General features: G+C 66.8%; 21 protein-coding genes. 13 read left to right on the top strand and 8 right to left on the bottom strand.

The genetic code is table 11. The features are described from left to right. The first annotated feature begins 64 nt into the window (after positions 1-64). From PW843_13825 to flgH, 5 genes are all read left to right on the top strand, one after another. Complete coding sequence (locus PW843_13825) at positions 65-541, top strand: peptidylprolyl isomerase (GenBank protein ID MDE1147677.1); 477 nt, start codon at positions 65-67, stop codon at positions 539-541. Between the two features lie 285 nt (positions 542-826). Continuing rightward, positions 827-1,546: a flagellar basal-body rod protein FlgF gene (gene flgF, locus PW843_13820; protein MDE1147676.1), complete on the top strand. Its 720-nt coding sequence runs from the start codon at positions 827-829 to the stop codon at positions 1,544-1,546. Positions 1,547-1,572: 26 nt separating this feature from the next. Next, positions 1,573-2,358, top strand: coding sequence for a flagellar basal-body rod protein FlgG (flgG, locus tag PW843_13815; GenBank protein ID MDE1147675.1), 786 nt, complete (start codon positions 1,573-1,575; stop codon positions 2,356-2,358). 25 nt (positions 2,359-2,383) lie between these two features. Continuing rightward, on the top strand, positions 2,384-3,373 hold the full coding sequence (gene flgA, locus PW843_13810; protein ID MDE1147674.1) for a flagellar basal body P-ring formation chaperone FlgA: 990 nt from the start codon (positions 2,384-2,386) through the stop codon (positions 3,371-3,373). Between the two features lie 11 nt (positions 3,374-3,384). After that, complete coding sequence (gene flgH, locus PW843_13805; protein MDE1147673.1) at positions 3,385-4,140, top strand: flagellar basal body L-ring protein FlgH; 756 nt, start codon at positions 3,385-3,387, stop codon at positions 4,138-4,140. A 232-nt stretch (positions 4,141-4,372) separates the two neighbouring features. On the opposite strand, the gene dksA is transcribed toward flgH, so the two are convergent. Together dksA and PW843_13795 are read right to left on the bottom strand one after the other, a co-directional pair. Then, complete coding sequence (dksA, locus tag PW843_13800; protein ID MDE1147672.1) at positions 4,373-4,792, bottom strand: RNA polymerase-binding protein DksA; 420 nt, start codon at positions 4,790-4,792, stop codon at positions 4,373-4,375. A 254-nt stretch (positions 4,793-5,046) separates the two neighbouring features. Next, on the bottom strand, positions 5,047-5,469 hold the full coding sequence (locus PW843_13795; protein ID MDE1147671.1) for a flagellar assembly protein FliX: 423 nt from the start codon (positions 5,467-5,469) through the stop codon (positions 5,047-5,049). 381 nt (positions 5,470-5,850) lie between these two features. On the opposite strand from PW843_13795, the gene PW843_13790 reads away from it, so the two are divergent. The 6 genes from PW843_13790 to PW843_13765 all read left to right on the top strand — a co-directional run bounded on the left by PW843_13790 (position 5,851) and on the right by PW843_13765 (position 11,579). Further along, positions 5,851-6,975: a flagellar basal body P-ring protein FlgI gene (locus PW843_13790; protein ID MDE1147670.1), complete on the top strand. Its 1,125-nt coding sequence runs from the start codon at positions 5,851-5,853 to the stop codon at positions 6,973-6,975. Beyond that, complete coding sequence (locus PW843_13785) at positions 6,975-7,439, top strand: rod-binding protein (GenBank protein MDE1147669.1); 465 nt, start codon at positions 6,975-6,977, stop codon at positions 7,437-7,439. Before PW843_13790 ends, PW843_13785 begins: the two co-directional genes overlap by 1 nt. After that, on the top strand, positions 7,436-7,930 hold the full coding sequence (locus tag PW843_13780) for a hypothetical protein (protein ID MDE1147668.1): 495 nt from the start codon (positions 7,436-7,438) through the stop codon (positions 7,928-7,930). Before PW843_13785 ends, PW843_13780 begins: the two co-directional genes overlap by 4 nt. A gap of 298 nt (positions 7,931-8,228) precedes the next feature. After that, complete coding sequence (locus PW843_13775; GenBank protein MDE1147667.1) at positions 8,229-10,406, top strand: flagellar hook-length control protein FliK; 2,178 nt, start codon at positions 8,229-8,231, stop codon at positions 10,404-10,406. Between the two features lie 26 nt (positions 10,407-10,432). Beyond that, positions 10,433-11,110 carry a flagellar hook capping FlgD N-terminal domain-containing protein gene (locus PW843_13770; protein MDE1147666.1) on the top strand — a complete coding sequence of 226 codons (678 nt, stop codon included), beginning with the start codon at positions 10,433-10,435 and terminating at the stop codon, positions 11,108-11,110. A 205-nt stretch (positions 11,111-11,315) separates the two neighbouring features. Then, a complete protein-coding gene (locus PW843_13765) occupies positions 11,316-11,579 on the top strand; it encodes a DUF1153 domain-containing protein (protein MDE1147665.1) in 264 nt (87 codons plus the stop codon). 2 nt (positions 11,580-11,581) lie between these two features. Here the strand turns inward: PW843_13765 and PW843_13760 are convergent, their stop codons facing one another. The 4 genes from PW843_13760 to PW843_13745 all read right to left on the bottom strand — a co-directional run bounded on the left by PW843_13760 (position 11,582) and on the right by PW843_13745 (position 16,464). Next, a complete protein-coding gene (locus PW843_13760; protein MDE1147664.1) occupies positions 11,582-12,814 on the bottom strand; it encodes a hypothetical protein in 1,233 nt (410 codons plus the stop codon). Between the two features lie 168 nt (positions 12,815-12,982). Beyond that, positions 12,983-14,371, bottom strand: a complete 1,389-nt coding sequence (gene der / locus PW843_13755) for a ribosome biogenesis GTPase Der (protein MDE1147663.1) — start codon at positions 14,369-14,371, stop codon at positions 12,983-12,985. Positions 14,372-14,383: 12 nt separating this feature from the next. After that, positions 14,384-15,808, bottom strand: coding sequence for a PQQ-binding-like beta-propeller repeat protein (locus tag PW843_13750; GenBank protein ID MDE1147662.1), 1,425 nt, complete (start codon positions 15,806-15,808; stop codon positions 14,384-14,386). Then, complete coding sequence (locus PW843_13745) at positions 15,805-16,464, bottom strand: tetratricopeptide repeat protein (protein MDE1147661.1); 660 nt, start codon at positions 16,462-16,464, stop codon at positions 15,805-15,807. Before PW843_13745 ends, PW843_13750 begins: the two co-directional genes overlap by 4 nt. A gap of 561 nt (positions 16,465-17,025) precedes the next feature. Here PW843_13745 and PW843_13740 point away from each other — a divergent pair. Further along, positions 17,026-19,485: a Tex family protein gene (locus PW843_13740; GenBank protein ID MDE1147660.1), complete on the top strand. Its 2,460-nt coding sequence runs from the start codon at positions 17,026-17,028 to the stop codon at positions 19,483-19,485. 148 nt (positions 19,486-19,633) lie between these two features. Here the strand turns inward: PW843_13740 and PW843_13735 are convergent, their stop codons facing one another. Together PW843_13735 and PW843_13730 are read right to left on the bottom strand one after the other, a co-directional pair. Next, positions 19,634-20,176, bottom strand: a complete 543-nt coding sequence (locus tag PW843_13735) for a hypothetical protein (protein ID MDE1147659.1) — start codon at positions 20,174-20,176, stop codon at positions 19,634-19,636. A gap of 22 nt (positions 20,177-20,198) precedes the next feature. Continuing rightward, positions 20,199-20,846: a response regulator gene (locus PW843_13730; GenBank protein MDE1147658.1), complete on the bottom strand. Its 648-nt coding sequence runs from the start codon at positions 20,844-20,846 to the stop codon at positions 20,199-20,201. A 215-nt stretch (positions 20,847-21,061) separates the two neighbouring features. On the opposite strand from PW843_13730, the gene PW843_13725 reads away from it, so the two are divergent. Next, complete coding sequence (locus PW843_13725) at positions 21,062-21,400, top strand: hypothetical protein (protein ID MDE1147657.1); 339 nt, start codon at positions 21,062-21,064, stop codon at positions 21,398-21,400. Positions 21,401-21,409 lie beyond the last annotated feature (9 nt).

The following is a 21,409-nucleotide window of genomic DNA, read 5'->3' as shown; positions in this document are numbered from 1 at the left end:
TGGTCCGCCGACCGGCAAAGCCGGATACGGATGCGCCCTTCCATCAAAGAACGAGTTCCCTAAAATGGATCTTGAGAACACCCTGTATCTCGACCTGCCGGCCGGCCGCGTCGTCATCACCCTGCGTCCCGACCTGGCCCCGAACCACGTGGCCCGGATCAAGGAACTGGCCCGCGACGGCTTCTACGACGGCCTGGCCTTCCATCGCGTGATCGAAGGCTTCATGGCCCAGGGCGGCTGCCCCGTCGGCGACGGCACCAGCGGTTCGGGCAAGAAGCTGAAGGCGGAATTCTCGGCGGAGCCGCACGTGCGCGGCGTCTGCTCCATGGCCCGCGCCATGAACCCGGACAGCGCCGACAGCCAGTTCTTCATCTGCTTCGACGACGCCACCTTCCTGGACCGGCAGTACACCGTCTGGGGCGTGGTGAGCGAAGGCATGGAGCATGTGGACGCCATCAAGAAGGGCAACCGCCGCGACAACGGCAGCGTCACCGATCCCGACCGCATCGTGAAGATGCAGGTCGCGGCCGACGCCACCTGACCCTTACAAGCGTTAGGTGGGTGCCTATGCATCCACCCACAAAGGATAGCCGCCGCGTCCCCCTGGGGCGCGGCGGTTTCCATTTCCGCCGGGTCCTGTTTGCCGGGTTGGGAATGCCTGCTTCGGCAGAAACTGCCGCAAGGGAAGCCTCTGCCCGGCCCTACCCACCCCCCAATCACCTAAGTTATTGATTTTCCATAGACTCAACAGTTGGCACGCCCCCTGCATATAGGGACACGACTAACACGCAGCCGGCAAAGATCGGCAGCACCGTTCGAGGCGAACATGGAAAACCCGATTTACATCGCGCTGTCCCGACAGGAAGCGCTGTCCCGGCAGATGGACGTGGTGGCGAACAACATCGCCAACATGAACACCACGGGGTACAAGCAGCAGCGCGTGTTGTTCCAGGAATACATGGAGAAGCCCGGCCGCGGTGAGCGTGTCTCCTTCACGCAGGATTACGGCCTGATGCGCGACACCCGCGCCGGCGTCATGCAATCCACCAACAACACGCTGGACGTGGCGCTGAAGGGCGACGGCTACTTCACGGTAGAGACGCTGTCGGGCCCCCGCTACACCCGGGCCGGCAACTTCCAGATCAACGACCGCCGTGAACTGGTGGACCAGAACGGCCTGCCGGTGCTGGACCGCAACGACAACCGCATCACCATCCCCGACAACATCAGCGACCTGAAGATCCAGGGCGACGGCACCGTCATGGCCGATCGCGCCCAGCTGGCGCAGTTGAAGGTCGTCAACTTCGACGACCAGCAGAAGATGCAGACCCTGGGCGGCGGCCTGCTGACCACCACCCAGACGCCCCAGGCGGTCACCAACCCGCAGGTGATCCAGGGCGCGCTGGAAGGCTCCAACGTCCAGGCGATCGTGGAGTCCACGAACATGATCGAGGTCCTGCGCCAGTACCAGCTGAACCAGAAGATGATCGAGGAAGAACACGATCGCATCCGCAACGCGATCACCCACCTGACCAAAGCCTCGTGACGCCGAAGAAGTAGGAGCAACAGATCATGCGCAGCCTCTCCATCGCCGCCACGGGCATGCAGGCCCAACAGACCAACGTCGAAGTCATCTCGCAGAACATCGCGAACATGACCACGACCGGTTACAAGCGCCAGAACGCGGAATTCCAGGACCTGCTGTACCAGAACATGCGCCGCGTCGGCTCCAACTCCTCCGACGCCGGCACCATCGTCCCCACCGGCATCCAGCTGGGCGGCGGCGTGAAGACGGCGGCCGTGTACCGCATCAACGAGCAGGGCAACATCAACGTCACCGGCAACAGCCTGGACCTGGCGGTTAACGGCAACGGCTACTTCCAGATCACCCTGCCCAGCGGCCAGATCGCCTATACCCGCGACGGTTCCTTCCAGCTGAACGCCAACAGCCAGATCGTCACCTCCGACGGTTACCTGCTGAACCCCGGCCTGACCGTGCCGCAGAACGCCGTGGACATCACGGTCGACGCCTCGGGCCAGGTGCAGGCCAAGATCGATGGCCAGGTGACCCCCGCCATCGTCGGCCAGCTGAACCTGGCGAACTTCCCCAACCCCGCCGGCCTGGAAGCCGTGGGCGACAACCTGCTGCTGGAAACCCCGGCGTCGGGCCAGCCGGTCACCGCCGTCCCCGGCTCCACCGGTTTCGGCCGCATCACCCAGAACGCGCTGGAAACCTCCAACGTCAACGTCGTGACCGAGATCACCAACCTGATCCAGGCGCAGCGCGCTTACGAAATGAACTCGCGCGTCGTCACCACGACCGACCAGATGCTGCAGTCCATCACGAACATGAAGTGATGAGTGCGGGCTTAGGAGAATTGCGATGAAAGCGTTGGCCACCTTCCTGCTGAGCGGCAGCATCCTGCTGGGAACCGGACTGGTCCCCGGCCTGGCCGCCGCCGCGGACCTGCACGGCGACGTGAACGTGAACGCGGAGAACATCCGCCTGGGCGACCTGTTCGACGCGCTGGGCCCGGAACAAGCCAACATCGTCGTCGGCCAGGCGCCGTCTCCCGGCCATCGCATCACCTATGACGCCTCCATCCTCCAGCGTCTGGCCAGCAACAACGGTGTCGATTGGCAGGCCAAGGGCAATGAGCGGGTGGTGGTCAGCCGTCCCTCGGTGGACATCACCGCCGACCAGATCCAGGAGGCGCTGGCCAAGGCCCTGGTCGATGCCGGCGCGCCGCGCGGCATGGACGTGGTGCTGGACAATCCCGGCACCGTGCTGCGCCTGCCGGCCAACAGCGACAGCAGCATCGCCTTCACCAACGTGAATTATGACGCCGCCCGCGGCCGCGCCACCGCCGACCTGGTGGTCCCCGCCACGGGTGAGCCGGTCATCCGCCAGAGCTTCGGCGCCCGCGTCGTCGCCATGGTGACCCTGCCCGTGCTGAACCGCCGCGTGGCCCCGGGCGACACCATCGCCGCGAGCGACGTGGAATGGACCAAGATCCCGCGCAACCGCATCAGCGGCGACGTGGTGACCGAGGCCCGCGACCTGATCGGCCTGACCGTGCGCCACGGCGCCAGCCCCTATCAGCCGGTGCGTACCGATGAGGTGCGCGCCCCCGTGGTGGTCACCCGCGGCGCCCTGGTCACCATGATGCTGCAGTCCGGCAACATGACCCTGACGGTCCAGGGCCGGGCTCAGGCCGAAGGCGGCATGAACGAAGTCATCCGCGTCACCAACACCGCCAGCAACCGGACCATCGACGCCCGCGTGGCCGGTCCGGACCTTGTCATCGTGCAGCCCGCGGCGCAGGCACCGAACCTGACCGCCGCGCATGCCACCCGTACCGCCTTGAATTGAGGAGAGACATCATGCCTGTGCCTTCCAACATCCGCGCTCTCCTCATCGCCACCGCCGCCACCCTGGCCCTGGGCGGGTGCGGTGCTGCCGACCGCATCGCCAACATCGGCAAGGCGCCGGACATGAGCAACATCCAGAACCCGACGGCGGAGAAGGGCTATCAGCCGGTACGCATGCCCATGCCGACGCCGCCGGCGCTGGAACGCCAGGCCAACTCCCTCTGGCGTCCGGGCGCCCGCGCCTTCTTCAAGGACCAGCGCGCCAGCCAGACGGGCGACATCCTGACCATCGCCATCTCGATCGACGACAGCGCCGCCGTCTCCAATGAGACCACGCGGTCGCGCAACAACACGACGGCCATGGGCGTGCCCAACTTCTTCGGCCTGGAAAGCCAGATCCCCAAGGTCCTGAACTCCGCCACGTCGGCCAGCAGCCTGGTCAGCACCAGCGGCACCAGCTCGTCCGACGGCAAGGGTGCCATCGCGCGGTCGGAAAAGATCGCGCTGAAGGTCGCCGCCCTCATCACCCAGGTACTGCCCAACGGCAACCTGGTGATCCAGGGCAAGCAGGAAGTGCGGGTGAACTACGAACTGCGCGAACTGACCATCCAGGGCATCATCCGGCCCGAGGACATCGACAACACCAACTCGATCTCCTACGAGAAGATCGCGGAAGCGCGCATCTCCTACGGTGGCCGCGGCCAGATCACCGATGTGCAGCAGGAACGTTATGGCCAGCAGCTGCTGGACGTCCTCCTGCCCTTCTAAGCCATCACCATCCTGGTACCCCGCGGCCGTTTCGCCTCCGGCCGCGGGCTTCTACTCCGCGCGGTCTAGTCAACCGCCGGAACCTTCCCCTCGGTCTAGTCAACCGATCGGAAATCGCCCCTTGTCCACGGGGCTTGGTGTGGACGTTTTGTTTACCTCGAAAACTGAAAAGGGCCGGCTGCGATCCGCAACCGGCCCTTCTTTTATGGACACGCCAGAAACGTGATCCGCGTCAGTCGTCGCGCTGCGTGCGCTCCATCCGCTCATGCCGTTCCTGGGCTTCGACGGACAGCGTGGCGATGGGACGGGCCTCCAGCCGGCGGACGCCGATGGGCTCCCCCGTCTCTTCGCAGTAGCCGTATTCACCCAGTTCGATTCGCTCCAGCGCCTCATCGATCTTGCTGATCAACTTGCGTTCCCGATCCCGGGTGCGCAGTTCCAGCGAGCGATCGGTTTCGGCGGAGGCACGATCGGCGATGTCCGGCTCCTGGATGCCGCCATCTTGCAGGTTGACCAGGGTTTCGTTGGATTCCTTGAGAAGTTCCGCGCGCCATTGCAGCAGCTTCTGACGGAAAAACTCCGTCATCACGGGGCTCATGAAAGGCTCATCCTCGGACGGGCGGTAATCCGGGGGAAGAATCGGAGACGACATATGTTTTGGTCCGAATCCAGTGGAGGTCGAGACGGCGCGGAGTATAGGGAGAGCGCACGCAACCCGCAATACTGTCCGCACGCCCCCAATGCGGCGTTTAAGTCACTGAAACAGATGACAATTGCGGTTAACATCGCCGAAAGCGCGAATGCGCCCCGCCCAACGGCCGATGCACCCTAAGCCTATGAGATGAGGTGGTTTATACGCTTGGCCGAAACGGATCACGGACCGGCCGCCGTTACCGCGCCGACGCCTCAGCGGTTCGGGGATTCCAGCTTGGCCAGTTCCACCTGCGCCCGCAGGTCGATCTCATCCAGCAGCTCCTGCAGCTTGGGATCGTTCACGGTGTCGCGGCGCGACTGCACCATGCGCACCAGATCCTGCAGGCGCTCACGCGGGTAGGTGCCGGACAGGATGCCCAGGCGCAGTTCCTCAAGCTTATCCAGCAGCGTTTCCGCCCGCTGCCGCGCCTTGCGCTTGCTGTTCAGGGCGTCATCGACCTCCTGCAAGGCCAGCAGGGGGCTGATGGCCATGGCGGTCTGGGCGCCGGTGACGGACTTCGCGGTCTCATCCCCGTCGCCATCCGCGACGTGGGTGCGGAAGCTGTCGCCCCCGCTCTTCTGCGTCTTGCGCGTCTGGCCGGACCGCAGCGATGAACCAGGACCTTCGATCTTCATGTCGTGCCGCCACCGCAATATGGGCAAGGCGCGCCCGAAGCGGGCCTTCCAAAGGGCCGTCAGGGCCGCCCGCCGGCACCGAAACGCGCCGAAATGGGCGTGTTTCCGCCGGTTTGGCGGCCTGCGGCCTGCCTTATTGTTACCATCCGCGGGGAAGAAGCGCATAGGGCAATTTTTGCCGGGGACATTCGGCCGATCAGCCCGGCCCGGCCTAGACCGTTCCGCGTCGAACTGGCGCAAACCCTGGGAATCCGCCACGATCGGGCGCATGCTGCGGGTTGGCATGAAGTTCGCTAGGGGAGCGTCAGTTGTTTTAGGGAGTGTCACCCCGTGTTCACCACCGTGCCCACCGACCACCCGCTTTCCCGCGCCCCGCGCGGCATGGCCCGCCTGCTGGCCCGCGCCGCAGCCGCCCTGGCGCTGACGCTGGTGGTGGCCCTGGGCGCCGCCCAGCCGGCGGGCGCCCAGTCGCGCCTGAAGGACATCGTGGATGTGGAGGGCGTGCGCGACAACGTGCTGGTCGGCTACGGCCTGGTCGTGGGCCTGAACGGCACCGGCGACACCATCAACAACTCCCCCTTCACCGAGCAGAGCCTGTACGGCATGCTGGAACGACTGGGCGTCAACATCCGCGGCACCACCCTGACCACCAAGAACGTGGCGGCGGTGATGGTCACCGCCACCCTGCCCCCCTTCGCCGCCCAGGGTACCCGCATCGACGTGTCGGTGGGCACGCTGGGCGACGCCAAGAGCCTGCAGGGCGGCATCCTGGTGGGTACACCCATGCTGGCGCCCGACGGCGATGTCTATGCCGTGGCCCAGGGCTCCGTTGCCATCGCCGGCTTCACCGCGCAAGGCGCCTCCGCCAGCATCACGCGCGGCGTGCCGACGTCCGGCCGCATCTCCTCCGGCGCGCTGGTGGAACGGACGGTGGACTTCCAGATGGCCGACATGCAGGCCCTGCACCTGGCCCTGCACAACCCCGACTTCACCACCGCCAAGCGCATCTCCGACGCCATCAACACCGCCGTGGGCGCCGGCACGGCCCTGGCCGTGGACCCGTCCAACGTGGTGGTCAACGTGCCGGCCAACCGCAAGGCCGACATGGTGGGCTTCATGCGCGACATCGAACAGCTGCGCGTCGCCCCCGACAACCCGGCCACGGTGGTGATCGACGAGGCATCGGGCGTCATCGTGATGGGCGAGAACGTGCGCATCAACACGGTGGCCATCGCCCAGGGCAACCTGACCATCAAGATCACCGAGACGCCGCAGGTCTCGCAGCCCGGCCCCCTCAGCGGCGGCACGACAACCACGGTTCCGCGCACCAATATCCAGGTGGACGACGGGTCGGGCAAGAAGCTGGCCATCCTGCCCTCCGGCGTGTCGCTGCAGGATCTGGTGCAGAGCCTGAACGCCCTGGGCGTCAGCCCGCGCGACATGATCTCCATCCTGCAGTCGATCAAGGCCGCCGGCGCCCTGCAGGCCGAACTGAAGGTGATGTGATGAGCGACGAGATGAAGCTGTCGCCCCCGGGTTACGATCCGAAGGCACTGACGGATAATCAGGGCGCGCCCAAGCTGTCCAAGGAAGGGCTGACCGGCAAGGATGACGCCGCCGTCGACAAGGCCGCCAAGGATTTCGAATCCGTCTTCATCAGCCAGATGCTGCAGCATATGTGGGAAGGCGTGGAGGTCGACCCCAACTTCGGCGGCGGCCACGCCGAAGAGATGTTCCGCGGCATGATGATCGAAGAGCAGGCCAAGGCCATCACCAAGGGCGGTGGCATCGGCATCGCCAAGGAAATCAAGGAAGAGATGGTGCGGATGCAGGAAAAGGCCGGCAACGACCCGCTGCACCGCCCCAAGGGCAACGCCTACGCCCAGGCGCAGGCCGCCCTGGCCCAGCACATGCCCCTGGACAAGGGTGGGCCGGACGCTACCGACGACACATCGGACGAGACGCAATGACCCCAGACAGCCCCCAGCTTCCCCCGCCGGCGGTCAAGCCCGCCCCCACCGCCGCCGAAGCCCGCGCCCTGGCCCTGATCAGCGCCATGGAACGGCTGATGGCGCTGTACCAGGAAGAGACCGCCCTGCTGAAAAAGCGGGATATCAAGACCATGCTGACCCTGGTGGAACGCAAGCACCTGCTGACCAAGGGCTATGATGACGCCGTGCGCATCATCAGCCTGGACTTGCCCGGCCTGCGCAACCTGGACCCGGACCTGAAGGCCCGCCTGAAAAGCGTGGCGGAGGTCTTCCACCAGGAATCGACCGAGAATGCGAACACCCTGCGCGCGGCGGCGGCGGTGGCCCAGTCGGTGGTCAACATCATGGTCAACGCCATCAACAAGCAGCGTAACCAGGAAACCGGCTATACCGCCAAGCGGGGAACCCCCCGGCCCGCCGGTTATCGCCGCGGCGGCATCCCGCCCATGGCACTGAACCAGTGCCTGTAGCGGGCTAAACGCTAGCCGGTTTGAAAACGCCCCCCGCCCCGGCCATCGCCGTGGGCGGCGTTGGCGTGTGGGGAACCCGGGGGTAACCGGCCGTACGGCAAAATCTTCCCCCCAGGGGGCAAGAACAGCCCACCCACCCGGCGGGTGGCAGGGAATGCCGCCGGCAACTTTCGACACATCGTTGGAATATCGCGATTATTCGCGCTTCAATCGTGGCACGTCACTTGCTTTACCCGGCCTGGGCCCGTGTGCCCGCCATTGGTCCCCCGGGACCTGCCTTTGGCCGAGGAAGCGTTACATGACCGGTTTCCAGCCCGTTCTGAGCCTGTTCCCCACCCAGGGAACCACCGCGTCCGGCACCGCCGGCGGCGGCTCGAACACGGGTGCCGCCGATCTGTTCACGCAAATGCTGAGCGGCATGGTGGACGCCAACACCTCGAAAAGCCAGTCGGACGCCTTCTTCAGCACGGCATCCGGCAGCAGCGCCACGGCCACGGGCGCAAGCACGGGCATGGGGGCCACGGCCGGACAGTTCACGGCGTCCTCCAACCTTCCCTTCGTCACGACCAAGGGCGCGTTCGCGGCCACGGGCAAAGGCACCGCAGCCACGACAGGCGCCCAGGGCGGCACCACCGCCCTGACCAGCCTGATGACGAACCAGGCGACCGCCAACGACAGCACGACCGCGCAATCGACCAGTCCCTGGAGCGAAACCCACTGGACGGCCAAGTCCACCGGAACGCAGGATAGCGATAGCGATGGCGACGCTGCCACGGACACCAAGGCCACGGGCAGCAAGGACGACAACGGCACGGACACCACCATGGCGGCCATGGCCGCCATCATGCCCCTGCCCCAGACCAGCATGCCGATCACCACCACCAATAGCCTGACGGCAGCAGGCGCGGCCGCGCAGGCGACGGACGCCACAGCCGGCGCCCAGGCTGCGGTTGGTGCCCAGGCCGGTGGTACCCAGGCGGGCACCCAGGCCGATGCCAAGGCGGCCACCGCCCCGGACAAGGGCTTCACCCTTCCCCCCGACGCACTGCCGACGGGTGATGGGGCGGCCGGCGACCTGACCGCCGATGAAAAGGCCGCCGTCGATGCCGCGCTGACACAAGCCGGCGCCACCAAGGGCGCCAGCAGCAGCGGCGTGAACAGCAGCAAGGGAACGGGCGCCGCCGCGACCACGGCCGCCAACAGCCTGAGCGTCGCCGACCAGAAGGCCGCCGCCTTGGCGGTGGGAACCGACGCCGCCGTGCAGTCGAAGGCCGCCCAGAACCAGACACAAGCCCAGGCCCAAGCGAAAACGACCGCCACCGGCAGTGGCCAAGCCATGACGGCAGCCGATGCCGCGGCCCTGACCGCCGGCACCACTACGACGGACAGTGCCGCCAAAGCCGGCGGCAACACCTCGGGTTCGGGTATCAAGACCGGTACGGGGAAGAGCGGCACACAGGTTAAGGGCGATACGGCCCGCGGCGACACGGTGAAGCTTCAGGCCGCCAACACCAGCGTGACATCGGCCACCGCCAGCCAGGGCGCCGCCGCGGCCGACCAGGGGCGCCCGCAGGTGGGCAGCGCCACGGATGACGACGCCAGCAACGGCCTGACGACACCAGCGGGCGACAGCCTCGCTTATGCCGACTACCAGACCGCCGCCACAGCCACGGCCAGTGCGCCCATCGCCACCGCAGCCAAGGTGGGTACCGATGCCGCCCAGCCGGCCGCCCTGGCCATGCCCACCATCGGCAGCGGCGGCACCGGCGCCACACCCGCCACCAACCCCCAGGCGGTGCTGCAGGCCATGCTGCAACAGCAGACGGGACGCGACACCGCGACCGCCTCCAACGGCCTGCTGTCCACGGCCAGCGGCAGCGGCATGCTGGCGGCGGAAAGCACGGAATCGACCAAGTCCAGCACCGCCAGCAGCAGCAGCGATGCGACGCTGGCCGCCAGCGGTCTCCTGGGCCTGACGGACGGCCAGCATCTGCTGGGCAACGACTTCGCCACCCAGGCGGCCGCCGCCAACCGCCAGGTGCGCCAGACGCAGTACCCGCCGGTGCTGCAGCAGGTGACCATGGGTTTCCAGAAGGCGGCCAGCAACGGCCTGGACAGCGTGACCATCCAGCTGACGCCGGAGGACATGGGCACCATCGACGTGAAGCTGGACTTCCACAAGGACGGCAAGGTGCGCGCCAGCGTGACCACCGACAACGCCAAGACCCTGGACCTGTTGCAGCGCAATTCGTCCGACCTGCAGAAGTCGCTGCAGGACGCCGGCCTGCAAACCGACGGCGACAGCCTGTCCTTCAGCCTGAAGGACGACGGCCAGGCCGCCCAGCAGCAGCAGGAACGCCGGAGCAGCGGCCAGGGCAACGGCCGTTTCTCCATGGACGACGCCGGCACCACGGATGACGTGGTGCCGGAATCGACCATCATTCCCTCACTCGGCCGCGTCGATGTGCGGATCTGACGACGACTTTCAACGGAGTACCCATCATGACTGCCGCGGTTAGTGGTTCCAGCAGCACCTCCAACACCTCCAGCAGTTCGTCCAGCACCAGCAATCCGCTGGGCGATCTGACCAACGACTACACGACCTTTCTGACGCTGCTGACCACGCAGCTTCAGAACCAGGATCCGACGTCGCCGATGGACACCAACCAGATGACCCAGCAGCTGGTGCAGATGAGTTCGGTGGAACAGCAGATCGAAACCAACGACACGCTGAAGAGCATCCAATCGACGCTCAGTTCCGGCACGGCCTCACAGGCCTTGGGCTATCTGGGCAATTACGTGGAGGTCGAGGGCGACCAGTTCCCGTTGCAGAGCAGCACCGCCAACGTCTCGGTGAACTACGCCACCGATGCGACCAACGCGACCATGTCGGTCTACGACAGCACCGGCGCCCTGGTCAGCACCACCGACGTCTCCGGCAGTGCCGGCACCCACAACTATTCCTGGGACGGCAAGGACAGTTCGGGCAACACCTTGGCCGACGGCATCTACAGCGTGAAGATCAACGCCACCGGCAGCGATGGCAAGGCCGTGACCACCACGGTCAAGGTGGCCGGCAAGGTCACCGGCGTCGATATGTCCGGCGACACACCCACCTTGCAGCTGGGCGACATGACCGTGAACATGAGCGACGTCACCACCGTGCTGTCCGCTGCTTAAGACCTATCCAAAAGCGATAAGTAGCATTCAGTCCTTGTTAACGGCCCGCCCCTTAAGGTGATCCCAGATCCGGCGCCCGTGTGCCGGGTTCGAAGGCATCGGCAAGAGGTATGGCATGTCGGCACCGGACGCCGGACGCGGGCCCCACGCGCTTACGAATGGGGTAAACAGCCACGGCGCCGTCGGCAACGACGCACCCCGTTCCCTGGACGACCTGCCGCCGCCCGACACCAAGCGCTGGGTCATGCGGCGCAAGGCCCAGGTGGTCGATGGGGTGCGCGCCGGACTGCTGACCATGCAGGACGCCTGTGCGCGCTACACCCTGTCGGAAGAGGAATTCCTGTCCTGGCAGCGTCTGATTGAAACGCATGGCCCCCGCGCCCTGCGCACCACCCGCCTGCAGGACTATCGCCGCGGCGGCGACGTCGGCCCGTCCGGCGATCAGGATCCCCTGTCCGCCATCGGCTGAGTTTACGGTGCTTCCGGTTTCAAGGAATCGGCGATGACGTGCAGCCCCTCACCCCGCAGCGTATGACGGCGCAGGGTCAGGCGGCGGATGGCCAGCGCCTGTTCAACCAGCGCCCCGCCGATGATGCCGCTGGCCTGGGTACCGGCTTCCCTTAATGCCAACGCCGCCGTGACGCGGGTCAGTTCCGCCGCCTCGCCGGCGGCGTCATGCCGGTTCAAGGGCCGCTCGCTGGCCAACTCCCCCGCCAGCCATTCGACCAGCGCCTCACGCCCTTCGGGCAAGCGCCCCTCGGACAACAGGCGCGCCAGCAGGATCCGCGGCACCTCATCCTTGATCTCCCCCTCCACCTTGGCCGCCATCGCCGCCGGGTCGCGCAGCAGATCGGCCAGGGCCACCAGGAAATCCGCCAGGCAGCGCTGGGCGCCGAACACGTCCTGGATGACGTCGGGAAAACGCAAAAGGTCGGCGGCGATGCCCCCCAGCAGTTCCTGCAGGCGCCACGGCGTCTCCGGCGTCATCAGGCGCAGCACCTCCTCCAGCTTACCGCCCAGGGTGCGGATGCCGGCCAGGCGCACCGCCATCAGGCCGAGGAAGGCATGGTCGTGGCCCTCCACCCATGCCAGCTTCTCCACCGCGGCCCCCAGGGACGCGGCGTCGCCGTTCAGCGGCACCGACCATTTGCGGCTGGCGGCCTGGAAGTCCCGCGCCTTCAGGGCGACGGCGTCGGCATAACCGTCCAGTTCGGCGATGCGGGCCCGGGTGGTCTGGCTGGTCAGCGGCGACTGGGCGGTGGCGACCTTGTGCAAGGCGGCCTGCACCATGGCGCCGGTATCCTGCAACCGCCGCAAATGGCTGGCGCTGTGCAGCAATTCCGTCGGGGTGATCTGCTGGCGGGCCAGGTAGTCGCGCAGGATGTGGGCAATGGCGCGCCGCGCCTGGGGCCGGTACAAATCCTCCGGCGCCGCGCATAGCGGCGTGCCGTCCGGCGCCTCGCGCAGCCGGACCGGCTTCACCACCTCCGGCGCCGTCTTCTCAAACACCAGCGTGCCGATGGGGAAGGTGTTCAGCAGGGTGCGCACCGCCATGACGCGCACGGCCTTGAACTTGCCTTGCGCCAGCACGCGGTTGCCCTCGCTCACCGCGATCTTTTCCGTATCGCCGATGAACAGGATGGTCCAGCGCCCGTCATCCAGGCCCAGCAACTCAAACTTGCAGCCACGGAATCTCAAACCCATTGCGCCCGACCTGTGCCCCAACCTCTAAATGGACTATAGGTGATCCGTTCGCCCACAAGAAGAAAATAGAAAAATGCAGATAACAGCGCACGGGAGGGGACCGCGCATAGAAAAAGGGGAAGCGGCTGCCCGCTTCCCCTTTTTTCATCCAATCCGAAACATCCGGAATTAATCGAACGGATTATCACTGCCCTTGCGCAGCAGGAACCGCAACGGCACACCCGGCAGCTTGAAGCTTTCGCGCAGCCCATTGATCAGGTAGCGCGTGTAGTGTTCCGGTATTTCCACCGGCCGGCTGCTGAACAGGGCGAAGGTCGGCGGACGCGCCTTCACCTGGGTCATGTAGCGGATTTTCAGGCGGCGACCGTTCACCAGGGGCGTCGGATGCGCCTCCAGCATGCCCGCCAGCCAGCGGTTCAGCTGGGAGGTGGAGATGCGGCGGTTCCACAGGCGATAGACTTCGAACGCCGCGTCCAGCAGAACGTCCAGCTTGTGCTGTTTCAGCGCCGAAATGGTGACGGTGGGAATGCCGCGGGCCTGCGGCAGCGAGGTTTGCAGCCGGTCGCTCAACTGCTGCAAGGCCTCGGCCCGGTTGTCCACCGCGTCCCACTTGTTGACGGCGATGATCAGGCCGCGGCCTTCCTCGATCACCTGGCGGGCGATGGTCAGGTCCTGCTTGTCCAGGATGGCGTCGGCGTCCAGCACCAGGATCACCACGTGGGCCATGCGGACCACGCGCAGGGTATCGGCGACCGCCAGTTTCTCCAACTTGTCGTCGATGCGGGCGCGGCGGCGCAGGCCGGCGGTGTCCACCAGCTTCACCGCGCGGTCACGCCAGCTCCACTCCGCCGCGATGGCGTCGCGGGTCATGCCGGCCTCAGGCCCGGTCAGTACCCGTTCCTCACCCAGCAGGCTGTTCAGCAGGGTGGACTTGCCGACGTTGGGCCGGCCGACGATGGCCAACTGCATCGGCTTGGCGTTATCGCGGGCCTCGGCCGCCTCTTCATCCAGGGGGCCCTCTTCCTCGACCTCCTCTTCCTCCGGTTCGGGTTCCGGAAGATAGGGGGTCAGCGCCTCCACCAGGTCGGCCATGCCTTCGCCATGCTCGGCCGACAGTGGGACCGGATCGCCCAGCCCCAGCTCATAGCATTCCATGAGGCCGGGCCTGCCGGCGTTGCCTTCGCACTTGTTGGCCACCAGGATCACGGGCGTCTTGCCCTTGCGCAGCCAGGCGGCGAAATGGCGGTCCAGCGGCGTGATGCCGGCGCGGGCATCCACCAGGAACAGGCCGACATCGGCCCGTTCGATGGCGCGTTCGGTCTGGCGGCGCATGCGCGCCTCCAGACTGTCGTCGAACGCTTCTTCCAGGCCGGCGGTGTCGACCACCGTCAGCTCGATACCAGCGAGGTAGCCGTCGGCGGAACGCCAGTCCCGGGTCACGCCCGGGGTGTCGTCGACGATGGCCAGCTTCTTACCGGCAAGTCGATTGAACAGAGTCGACTTGCCGACATTGGGCCGGCCGATGATCGCGACCGTCAATCGGCGGGGACTCGCCATAACTAAAAAACCTTATCGGTACGCGATGAGATCGCCGTCATCCGTCAGAACGTACAACGTGTTGTTGACCACGATGGGCGCCACGCTGATGGGATCGTCGAATTCCATCTTGTTGATGATGTCGCCGTTGGTGGGCGACGCTTCCACAACCTGCCCCAGGCTGTTGGCGATAATCAAGCGTCCACCGGCCGCGATAGGACCAACCCAGCTAATCGGATCCTTGCGCTTCTCCGGATTCTCCCACCGGTCCAGCTGCTTGATCCAGCGGACACGGCCCGTATCGCGGGTCAGCGCCACCAGCTGCGCCTCGTTATTGACGACGAACACCCAGTCGCCGACCACCGCCGGCTGGTTCTGGCCGCCCACATCCTGTTCCCAGATGTGCTGGCCGGTGCGCTGGTCGATGGCGACCATGCGGCCGGAATAGCTGACCGCGAACACCTGGCCCTTGTCCACCACCGGCAGGCCGTGGATGTCGGCCAGGTTGGCCAGGTTGGCGCCGCGGCGCGAGGACGCCAGGTTGTCGCTCCACGCCGGATGGCCGTTGTCCACGCGCAGCGCGTACAGCTCGCCCGAGGAATAGGGAACGATGGTGATGTCGTTTTCCACCGCCGCACTGGCGCCGCCCAGCAGGGCCGCGGCCTCGGGGAAGCCCGCATGGGTCCACTGCAGCACGCGGTTGTTGGAGGCCAGCACGATGCACTGGTTGTCGATGGTCACGACGAAGACGCGGCCACCGGCCACGGTGGGTGCAGACCGGATGGGGGCCGCGATGCGCTGGCGCCAGGCGATCTTGCCGTCCTTGGGATCGACCTTGATGGCCTCGCCATAGCCGGTGGTGACGAACACGGCGTCGTCACCGAAGGCGACACCGCCGCCCATGGCCTGGCCTTCCTGGTCCGGCCGCTTCATCTCGCTTTCCCAGAGCTTCTTGCCGGTCGCCTCGTCAAAGGCGTGCAGCACGAACTCGGTGTCCAGCAGATAGACCTTGCCCTGGGCCACGACCGGGCCATCCAGCAGACGGTTGTCGTCCGAGGACCCCTCGATGCTGACCTTCCAGGCTTCCTTCAGCTTGGACGGCAGGGCCAGATGGCCGGGGTTGTGCGCCGGGTTGCCACCGGGCTGGGCCCAATCGGTGTTGAGCACGGGGTCCGGCAGGCTGACCTGCTTGGCCTGGGCCTGGGCGTCCGGCTCGATCTGCTGGTCAAGCTGCAGCACCGAGATGCGGTTGCCGGCCAGCTTTTCCTTGGGCTTGTCGTCGTCCAGGCCCAGCCAATCGAACATGCCGCAGCCGGTCAGGACCAGGCAGGCCGCCAGGGCGGTTCCCAGGCCGACCGCCCGCCGGACACGCCAGGGGCGCCCGGTCGCGGGGGAAACGGGGGAACGAAGGGGGGCCCCGGTGGAGGGCAGGCCAGTGACGGCGTTGTTGTTGGTCATTTCTGCTCGGCGTAGAGGGCGGCGAGATCGGCGGCGCGGTTGCGGACACCCATGGGTGCCGCCGGATCGACGGACAGGGACTGGAAGATTTCCTTGGCCTTGGCCAGGTCGTTGGCGCGGATGTACAGCAGGCCCGACAGTTCCAGCGCGGTGTAGCGCCAGGGGCCCTTGGCGGCCAGGCCGGCGATGCGCGACTGCAGCTGGGCCGGGTTGCCGGTGTCCACCTGCTGCATCACCGCCATGATCTGGGCCAGGTCGCGGAACAGGGGATCGTTGTCGGCGCTGCCCGCGATCTGGTCATACAGGGCGATGGCGCCGGCCTTGTCACCGGCCGCCGCCTTCAGCCCCGCCTCCTGCAGGCGGGCCAGCGTGGCGGGCGCGCCGCCCAGCTGGGGCTGCACGGCCGCCAGGGCCGCAAGCGCCGCCTGGACGTCACCGCCCTCGATGGCCGGCGTCACCTTCTCCGTCGCGGAGATCAGGGCGCTGGTGCGCTCGATCGCCTGGCGGGTGCGGTACTTGTCCCACGCCACATAGCCGGCCGTCCCCGCCAGGATGGCGATAGCGCCAGCCAACAGGTAGGGCCCCACGTGGCGCCACACTTTTTCAAGTCGTTCACGGCGAAGGTCGTCATCGACCTCGCGAAAAATATCGCTCATCAGCTCACTCTTCGACACCGAGGCCGGCACCATAACAGCAATCCGCGCCGATACCAGAGGGGCGCGTGACGGTCAAGGAAAGTCCGGGTCGAATCCCCCAATCCCCTGCCTGCCCTCCCCCCCGCTGGACGCGGTCCCCGCCCCATTGAACGCGGTCCCCGAACGGCGCTTGCCAGCCGGGGCGGGCAGCATAAATTAAATCAGCAGCCCTTGGCACGGGCGGAGAGGCCTTTTCCTATCGGTCGCATCGATCCCGGGCGCGAATTATTCCTTATCTGTGGATAAGTCTGTGGAATGGCTGGGGACGGCGGCGGCCCCACCTGTCCAAAAGTGCAAATAATTCGCCGGGTGGACCCCAGGGATAGCGCGACAACCATTGGGTGGGCCACGGGGTTGTGTTGGCACCGTTAACCGATTCTCCTGTCCGGATGGTGGAAAACCTGTCTCTTGGAGATAGACGACGCAAAGGCTGGCGGTTGCCGCCGCATCGGGGTAATGAGCCTGGGCGCCCCGGCCGGGGCAGCCAATGTCCCAATCACCTTGCCTGGTCCCGAAGCCGCCATGACCGATACCGCGCGCCGCATCGTCGGCCTGATCGCCACCGAACTGTCCGCCCGCCCCGAGCAAGTGGCCGCGGCAGTCGCCCTGCTGGACGAAGGCTCGACCGTGCCCTTCATCGCCCGCTATCGCAAAGAGGCGACGGGCGGCCTGGACGACACCCAGCTGCGCACCCTGGATGAGCGCCTACGCTATCTGCGTGAGATGGAAGAGCGGCGCGCCACCATCCTCAAGTCCATTGAGGAACAGGGCAAGCTGACGCCGGAACTGCTGACGCAGATCGCCGCCGCCGATACCAAGACGCGGCTGGAAGATCTGTACCTGCCCTACAAGCCCAAGCGCCGCACCAAGGCCATGATCGCCCGCGAGGCGGGACTGGAGCCCTTGGCCGACCTGCTGCTGGGCCAGCCCAGCCATGACCCCGACTCCGCCGCCGCCGGCTACGTCGATGCCGAAAAGGGCGTCGCCGACGTCAAGGCCGCCCTGGACGGCGCCCGCGCGATCCTGGTGGAACGCATGGGCGAGAACGCCGAACTGCTGGGTTTCCTGCGCGGTTACTGCAAGGAACACGGCCGCGTCGTCTCCACCGTGGTGGAGGGCAAGGCCGAGGAGGGCGCCAAGTTCTCCGACTATTTCGACAAGGCGGAGGCGCTGGCAGCATTGCCCTCGCACCGGGCGCTGGCGCTGTTCCGCGGCCGGGCCGGCGGCATCCTGGACCTGGCGGTCAAGGTGGGCGAAGACCCCGCACCCGGCCAAGCCCACCCCTGCGAGGTGGCCATCGCCAACCGATTCGACATCCGGGACCAGGGCCGGCCGGCCGACCGCTGGCTGCTGGACACCTGCCGCTGGGCCTGGCGCACCAAGATCGCGCTGCACCTGGAACTGGACCTGATGGGTGAGGTGCGCGACCGGGCGGAGGATGAGGCCATCGCCGTCTTCGGCCGTAACCTGAAGGGCCTGCTGCTGGCCCCGCCCGCTGGCCAGCGCGCCACCCTGGGCCTGGACCCCGGCATCCGCACCGGCGTGAAGGTGGCGGTGGTGGACGCCACCGGCAAGATGCTGGACACGGCCGTCATCTACCCGCATGAGCCGCGCCGCGACTGGGCCGGGTCCATCGCCGCGCTGGCGGCCCTGGCCGCCCGGTACGATGTCGGCCTGATCGCCATCGGCAACGGCACCGCGTCGCGGGAAACGGACAAGCTGGCCGCCGACCTGATGAGCCAGTTCCCGCAGCTGAAGCTGACCAAGATCATGGTGTCGGAGGCCGGCGCCTCGGTCTATTCCGCGTCGGAAGTGGCGGCCAAGGAATTCCCCAACCTGGACGTCAGCCTGCGCGGCGCCGTCTCCATCGCCCGGCGCCTGCAGGATCCGCTGGCCGAGCTGGTGAAGATCGACCCCAAGTCCATCGGCGTCGGCCAGTACCAGCATGACGTCAGCCCCACCAAGCTGGCCCGCACCCTGGACGCGGTGGTGGAGGATTGCGTGAACGGCGTCGGCGTGGATTTGAACACCGCGTCGGTACCCCTGCTGGCCCGGGTGTCGGGCCTGAGCGACAGCATCGCGCGCAACATCGTCGAGCACCGCGACAGCAACGGCGCCTTCCGCAACCGGCGCCAGCTGCTGGACGTGTCGCGCCTGGGGCCCAAGGCGTTCGAACAAGCGGCGGGCTTCCTGCGCATCCGCGATGGTGAGAACGCCCTGGACGGATCGGCCGTCCACCCGGAATCCTACACCGTGGTGGAACGCATCCTGGCCAAGAGCGGCCGGACGCTGGCCACGCTGATCGGCGACGTGCCCTTCCTGCGCGGCCTGGACCCGGCCGACTATGCCGACGACCGTTTCGGTATCCCAACGGTCGAAGATATCCTTAAGGAACTGGAGAAGCCGGGCCGCGACCCGCGCCCCGAGTTCAAGACCGCCGCCTTCAAGGACGGGGTGGTGGAACTGAAGGACCTGCAGCCCGACATGGTGCTGGAGGGCGTGGTCACCAATGTCACCGCCTTCGGCGCCTTCGTCGACGTGGGCGTCCACCAGGACGGCCTGGTCCATATTTCGCAGCTGGCCGGCAAGTTCGTGAAGGACCCGCACGCCGTCGTCACGGCCGGCGACATCGTCAAGGTCAAGGTGCTGGAGGTGGACCTGAAGCGCCGCCGCGTCGCCCTGACCATGCGCCTGGAGGAACAGGCCGAGCGGCCGGCCAATGGGCGTCAAGAGGGTGGGCGCGACAGCCGCCCCAATGAGGCGCGCGGCGACAACCGCAACGGCCCCCGCCCCCAAGGCAATCGTCCGCCGGGAAACCGGCCCCAGGGGGATCGTCCCCAGGGCGATCGCAAGCCGTCGGGCAACCGGCCACAGGGCGGTGATCGGGGCGGCAAGTCGCAGGAGTCGCGCGGCGGCTCCTTCGGCGATGCCTTCGGCGGCGCCCTGGCCGACGCCTTCGCCCGCGCCAAGAAGGACAAGTAGGCACACGCCAAACCCCGGGGCACGAGCTTCAACTCATGCCCCGGTAGCCCGCAACCGCGGGCGCCGGAGATTTCTGGGGAGCGGCAGCGGACTGGAAATCGAGGAAGGCAAGGCCGCGGATGCGGCCGCCCGCCGCCCGAGGGCGAACTTACCTCTTATGAATCAGCTTGGCGCGGGCCAAGGCCAGGGACTTGGTCAGGGCCTGGCCCAGTTCCCCGCCATCGCCCTTCACGTCGTCGCGGATGACCACGTGCATGGCATCGATGTGCAGGGCCAGCACGGTCATCTGCGCATCGGTCGGCGCCTCGATTCCCACCAGGAAATGGTTCATGGAATTGGCGAAGTCGGACAGCAGGTTATAGCCGAAGGTCCGGCCCAGGGTCATGATGCCGTCGGCGATCTTGTAGACCTTGCGCAGGTGCTGGGCCCGGTTCGGCTCATCCCGTTTCGCCTGCTCGAACGCCGCCTGCAGGGTGGTGAGGTCGATGCGGGTCTGCGCCTGGTGCGCGTCGCTCATCCGCGCCACGTGGCGGGTGGCCCGCTCGATGGCGGCGGGGTCGATCTGCCCGGGCTTGCCGTCGCTGCTGCCGCCCACCTTGGCACGCAGCTTGTTGGGTAGCTCGATGATTTCCACCACCCGCGTGCCCTTGCCGGGAATCCCTTTCCCCGCGGGGCCATTCTTGTCCGTCATCTCGTCATATACCCCAACAGGGTTAATCCACAGTTTCTGGCGCCGTCTCCACCCCCGCACCCTCGGCGTCGGGGGGCGCCTCCGGCACGGCCTGCCCCACCGGTGGCAGGTTCTCCGACGCCTCCTCAAGGGATACAGGCTCAACCGCAGCACCGCGCCGCTCCTCCCCCGGATAGGGCAGGATCTGGCGGCGGCGGTCGGGGCCGACATAGCCGGGCGCCCGCACGAAGGGGCGCGGCTTGTCCACGATGGCCAGGATGCGCGAGGCCACGTTCACCACCGACATGGGCTTGGCCAGATATTCGGTGACACCGCCGTCGCGGGCCAGCCGCACGGCGGCCGCGTCCGCCTCGCCGCTCATCATCACGAAGGGCAGGAACTTAAGCTTTTCATGCTCATGGCCGCGCACCCACTTCAGCAGTTCCAGCCCGTCCACCGGTGCCATCAGATGGTCGGCGAAGACCAGGTCGATGTCGCTGGCGCCCTGCATCTGGGTGGCGACGTCCAGGATGGCGGTCGCCTCTTCCCCGCTTTCGGCCTGCAGCACCCGGCCGATGCCCAGGCCGCGCAGCACCGTCACCAGGATGGTGCGCACGAAGCGGTTGTCGTCCGCCACCAGGACGCTCAAGCCGTCCAGACGATAGTATTTCCCGGATTTTCCTGAGGCCATCGCACGCGTCAACCGGTTCTGGTTCGGGCGGCAGTGTAGCCGCTTCCGGCCCGGGACGCGCGGTCAAAGAAGGTGAAAGGCTCCCCCGGGGTCAGGCCCCACCCCCTCCTTTAGCAGTGGATTCCCGTTCGTGCGTAGTTAACGGTTTAGTGACGAGCGGCCCCTTATCGTTCGCTCATCCCCAGTCGGGGAGGTGTTGAAAGGAGCGCTAGTCAATGTCCCGGCCGATCCCGCAAAACAACCTCATCGAGCGGACCTCCGTCCTGACCTACACGCTGATGGAACAGTTGCACGACGTGCTGAACACCCCCAGCGCGCCCGAGGATGTCACCCTCGGCATGCTGATGGGACTGTCCATGTTCCTGGATGAGCAGATCGGACCTTTCCGCATGACGCAGCTGTTGCAGGCCGCCCCGGACATCATCCTGCGCACCGACGCGCATGTCACCCGTGACCAGATCGATCGTTTCCTGCCGGTTCTGCGCGCCTTCGGCGACAAGCTGGCCGCATTGACGCCGGAGCATTTCGCCGAGGCGACCACCAGCCTGTCGTAAGCGACGCGC

The organism is Azospirillaceae bacterium, from assembly GCA_028283825.1.
Taxonomy (GTDB): domain Bacteria; phylum Pseudomonadota; class Alphaproteobacteria; order Azospirillales; family Azospirillaceae; genus Nitrospirillum.
This window is presented reverse-complemented; position numbering and strand designations above follow the sequence as displayed.

Bases quoted from the DNA above. Each gene is read 5' to 3' on its own strand.
- PW843_13760 (MDE1147664.1), bottom strand. From the start codon at position 12,814: ATGGGTTTGAGATTCCGTGGCTGCAAGTTTGAGTTGCTGGGCCTGGAT.
- PW843_13795 (MDE1147671.1), bottom strand. From the start codon at position 5,469: ATGAAGATCGAAGGTCCTGGTTCATCGCTGCGGTCCGGCCAGACGCGC.
- der (MDE1147663.1), bottom strand. From the start codon at position 14,371: ATGGCGAGTCCCCGCCGATTGACGGTCGCGATCATCGGCCGGCCCAAT.
- PW843_13750 (MDE1147662.1), bottom strand. From the start codon at position 15,808: ATGACCAACAACAACGCCGTCACTGGCCTGCCCTCCACCGGGGCCCCC.
- flgH (MDE1147673.1), top strand. From the start codon at position 3,385: ATGCCTGTGCCTTCCAACATCCGCGCTCTCCTCATCGCCACCGCCGCC.
- PW843_13745 (MDE1147661.1), bottom strand. From the start codon at position 16,464: ATGAGCGATATTTTTCGCGAGGTCGATGACGACCTTCGCCGTGAACGA.
- PW843_13740 (MDE1147660.1), top strand. From the start codon at position 17,026: ATGACCGATACCGCGCGCCGCATCGTCGGCCTGATCGCCACCGAACTG.
- PW843_13825 (MDE1147677.1), top strand. From the start codon at position 65: ATGGATCTTGAGAACACCCTGTATCTCGACCTGCCGGCCGGCCGCGTC.
- PW843_13735 (MDE1147659.1), bottom strand. From the start codon at position 20,176: ATGACGGACAAGAATGGCCCCGCGGGGAAAGGGATTCCCGGCAAGGGC.
- PW843_13790 (MDE1147670.1), top strand. From the start codon at position 5,851: ATGGCCCGCCTGCTGGCCCGCGCCGCAGCCGCCCTGGCGCTGACGCTG.
- flgG (MDE1147675.1), top strand. From the start codon at position 1,573: ATGCGCAGCCTCTCCATCGCCGCCACGGGCATGCAGGCCCAACAGACC.
- PW843_13725 (MDE1147657.1), top strand. From the start codon at position 21,062: ATGTCCCGGCCGATCCCGCAAAACAACCTCATCGAGCGGACCTCCGTC.
- PW843_13775 (MDE1147667.1), top strand. From the start codon at position 8,229: ATGACCGGTTTCCAGCCCGTTCTGAGCCTGTTCCCCACCCAGGGAACC.
- flgA (MDE1147674.1), top strand. From the start codon at position 2,384: ATGAAAGCGTTGGCCACCTTCCTGCTGAGCGGCAGCATCCTGCTGGGA.
- PW843_13785 (MDE1147669.1), top strand. From the start codon at position 6,975: ATGAGCGACGAGATGAAGCTGTCGCCCCCGGGTTACGATCCGAAGGCA.
- PW843_13780 (MDE1147668.1), top strand. From the start codon at position 7,436: ATGACCCCAGACAGCCCCCAGCTTCCCCCGCCGGCGGTCAAGCCCGCC.
- PW843_13770 (MDE1147666.1), top strand. From the start codon at position 10,433: ATGACTGCCGCGGTTAGTGGTTCCAGCAGCACCTCCAACACCTCCAGC.
- flgF (MDE1147676.1), top strand. From the start codon at position 827: ATGGAAAACCCGATTTACATCGCGCTGTCCCGACAGGAAGCGCTGTCC.
- dksA (MDE1147672.1), bottom strand. From the start codon at position 4,792: ATGTCGTCTCCGATTCTTCCCCCGGATTACCGCCCGTCCGAGGATGAG.
- PW843_13730 (MDE1147658.1), bottom strand. From the start codon at position 20,846: ATGGCCTCAGGAAAATCCGGGAAATACTATCGTCTGGACGGCTTGAGC.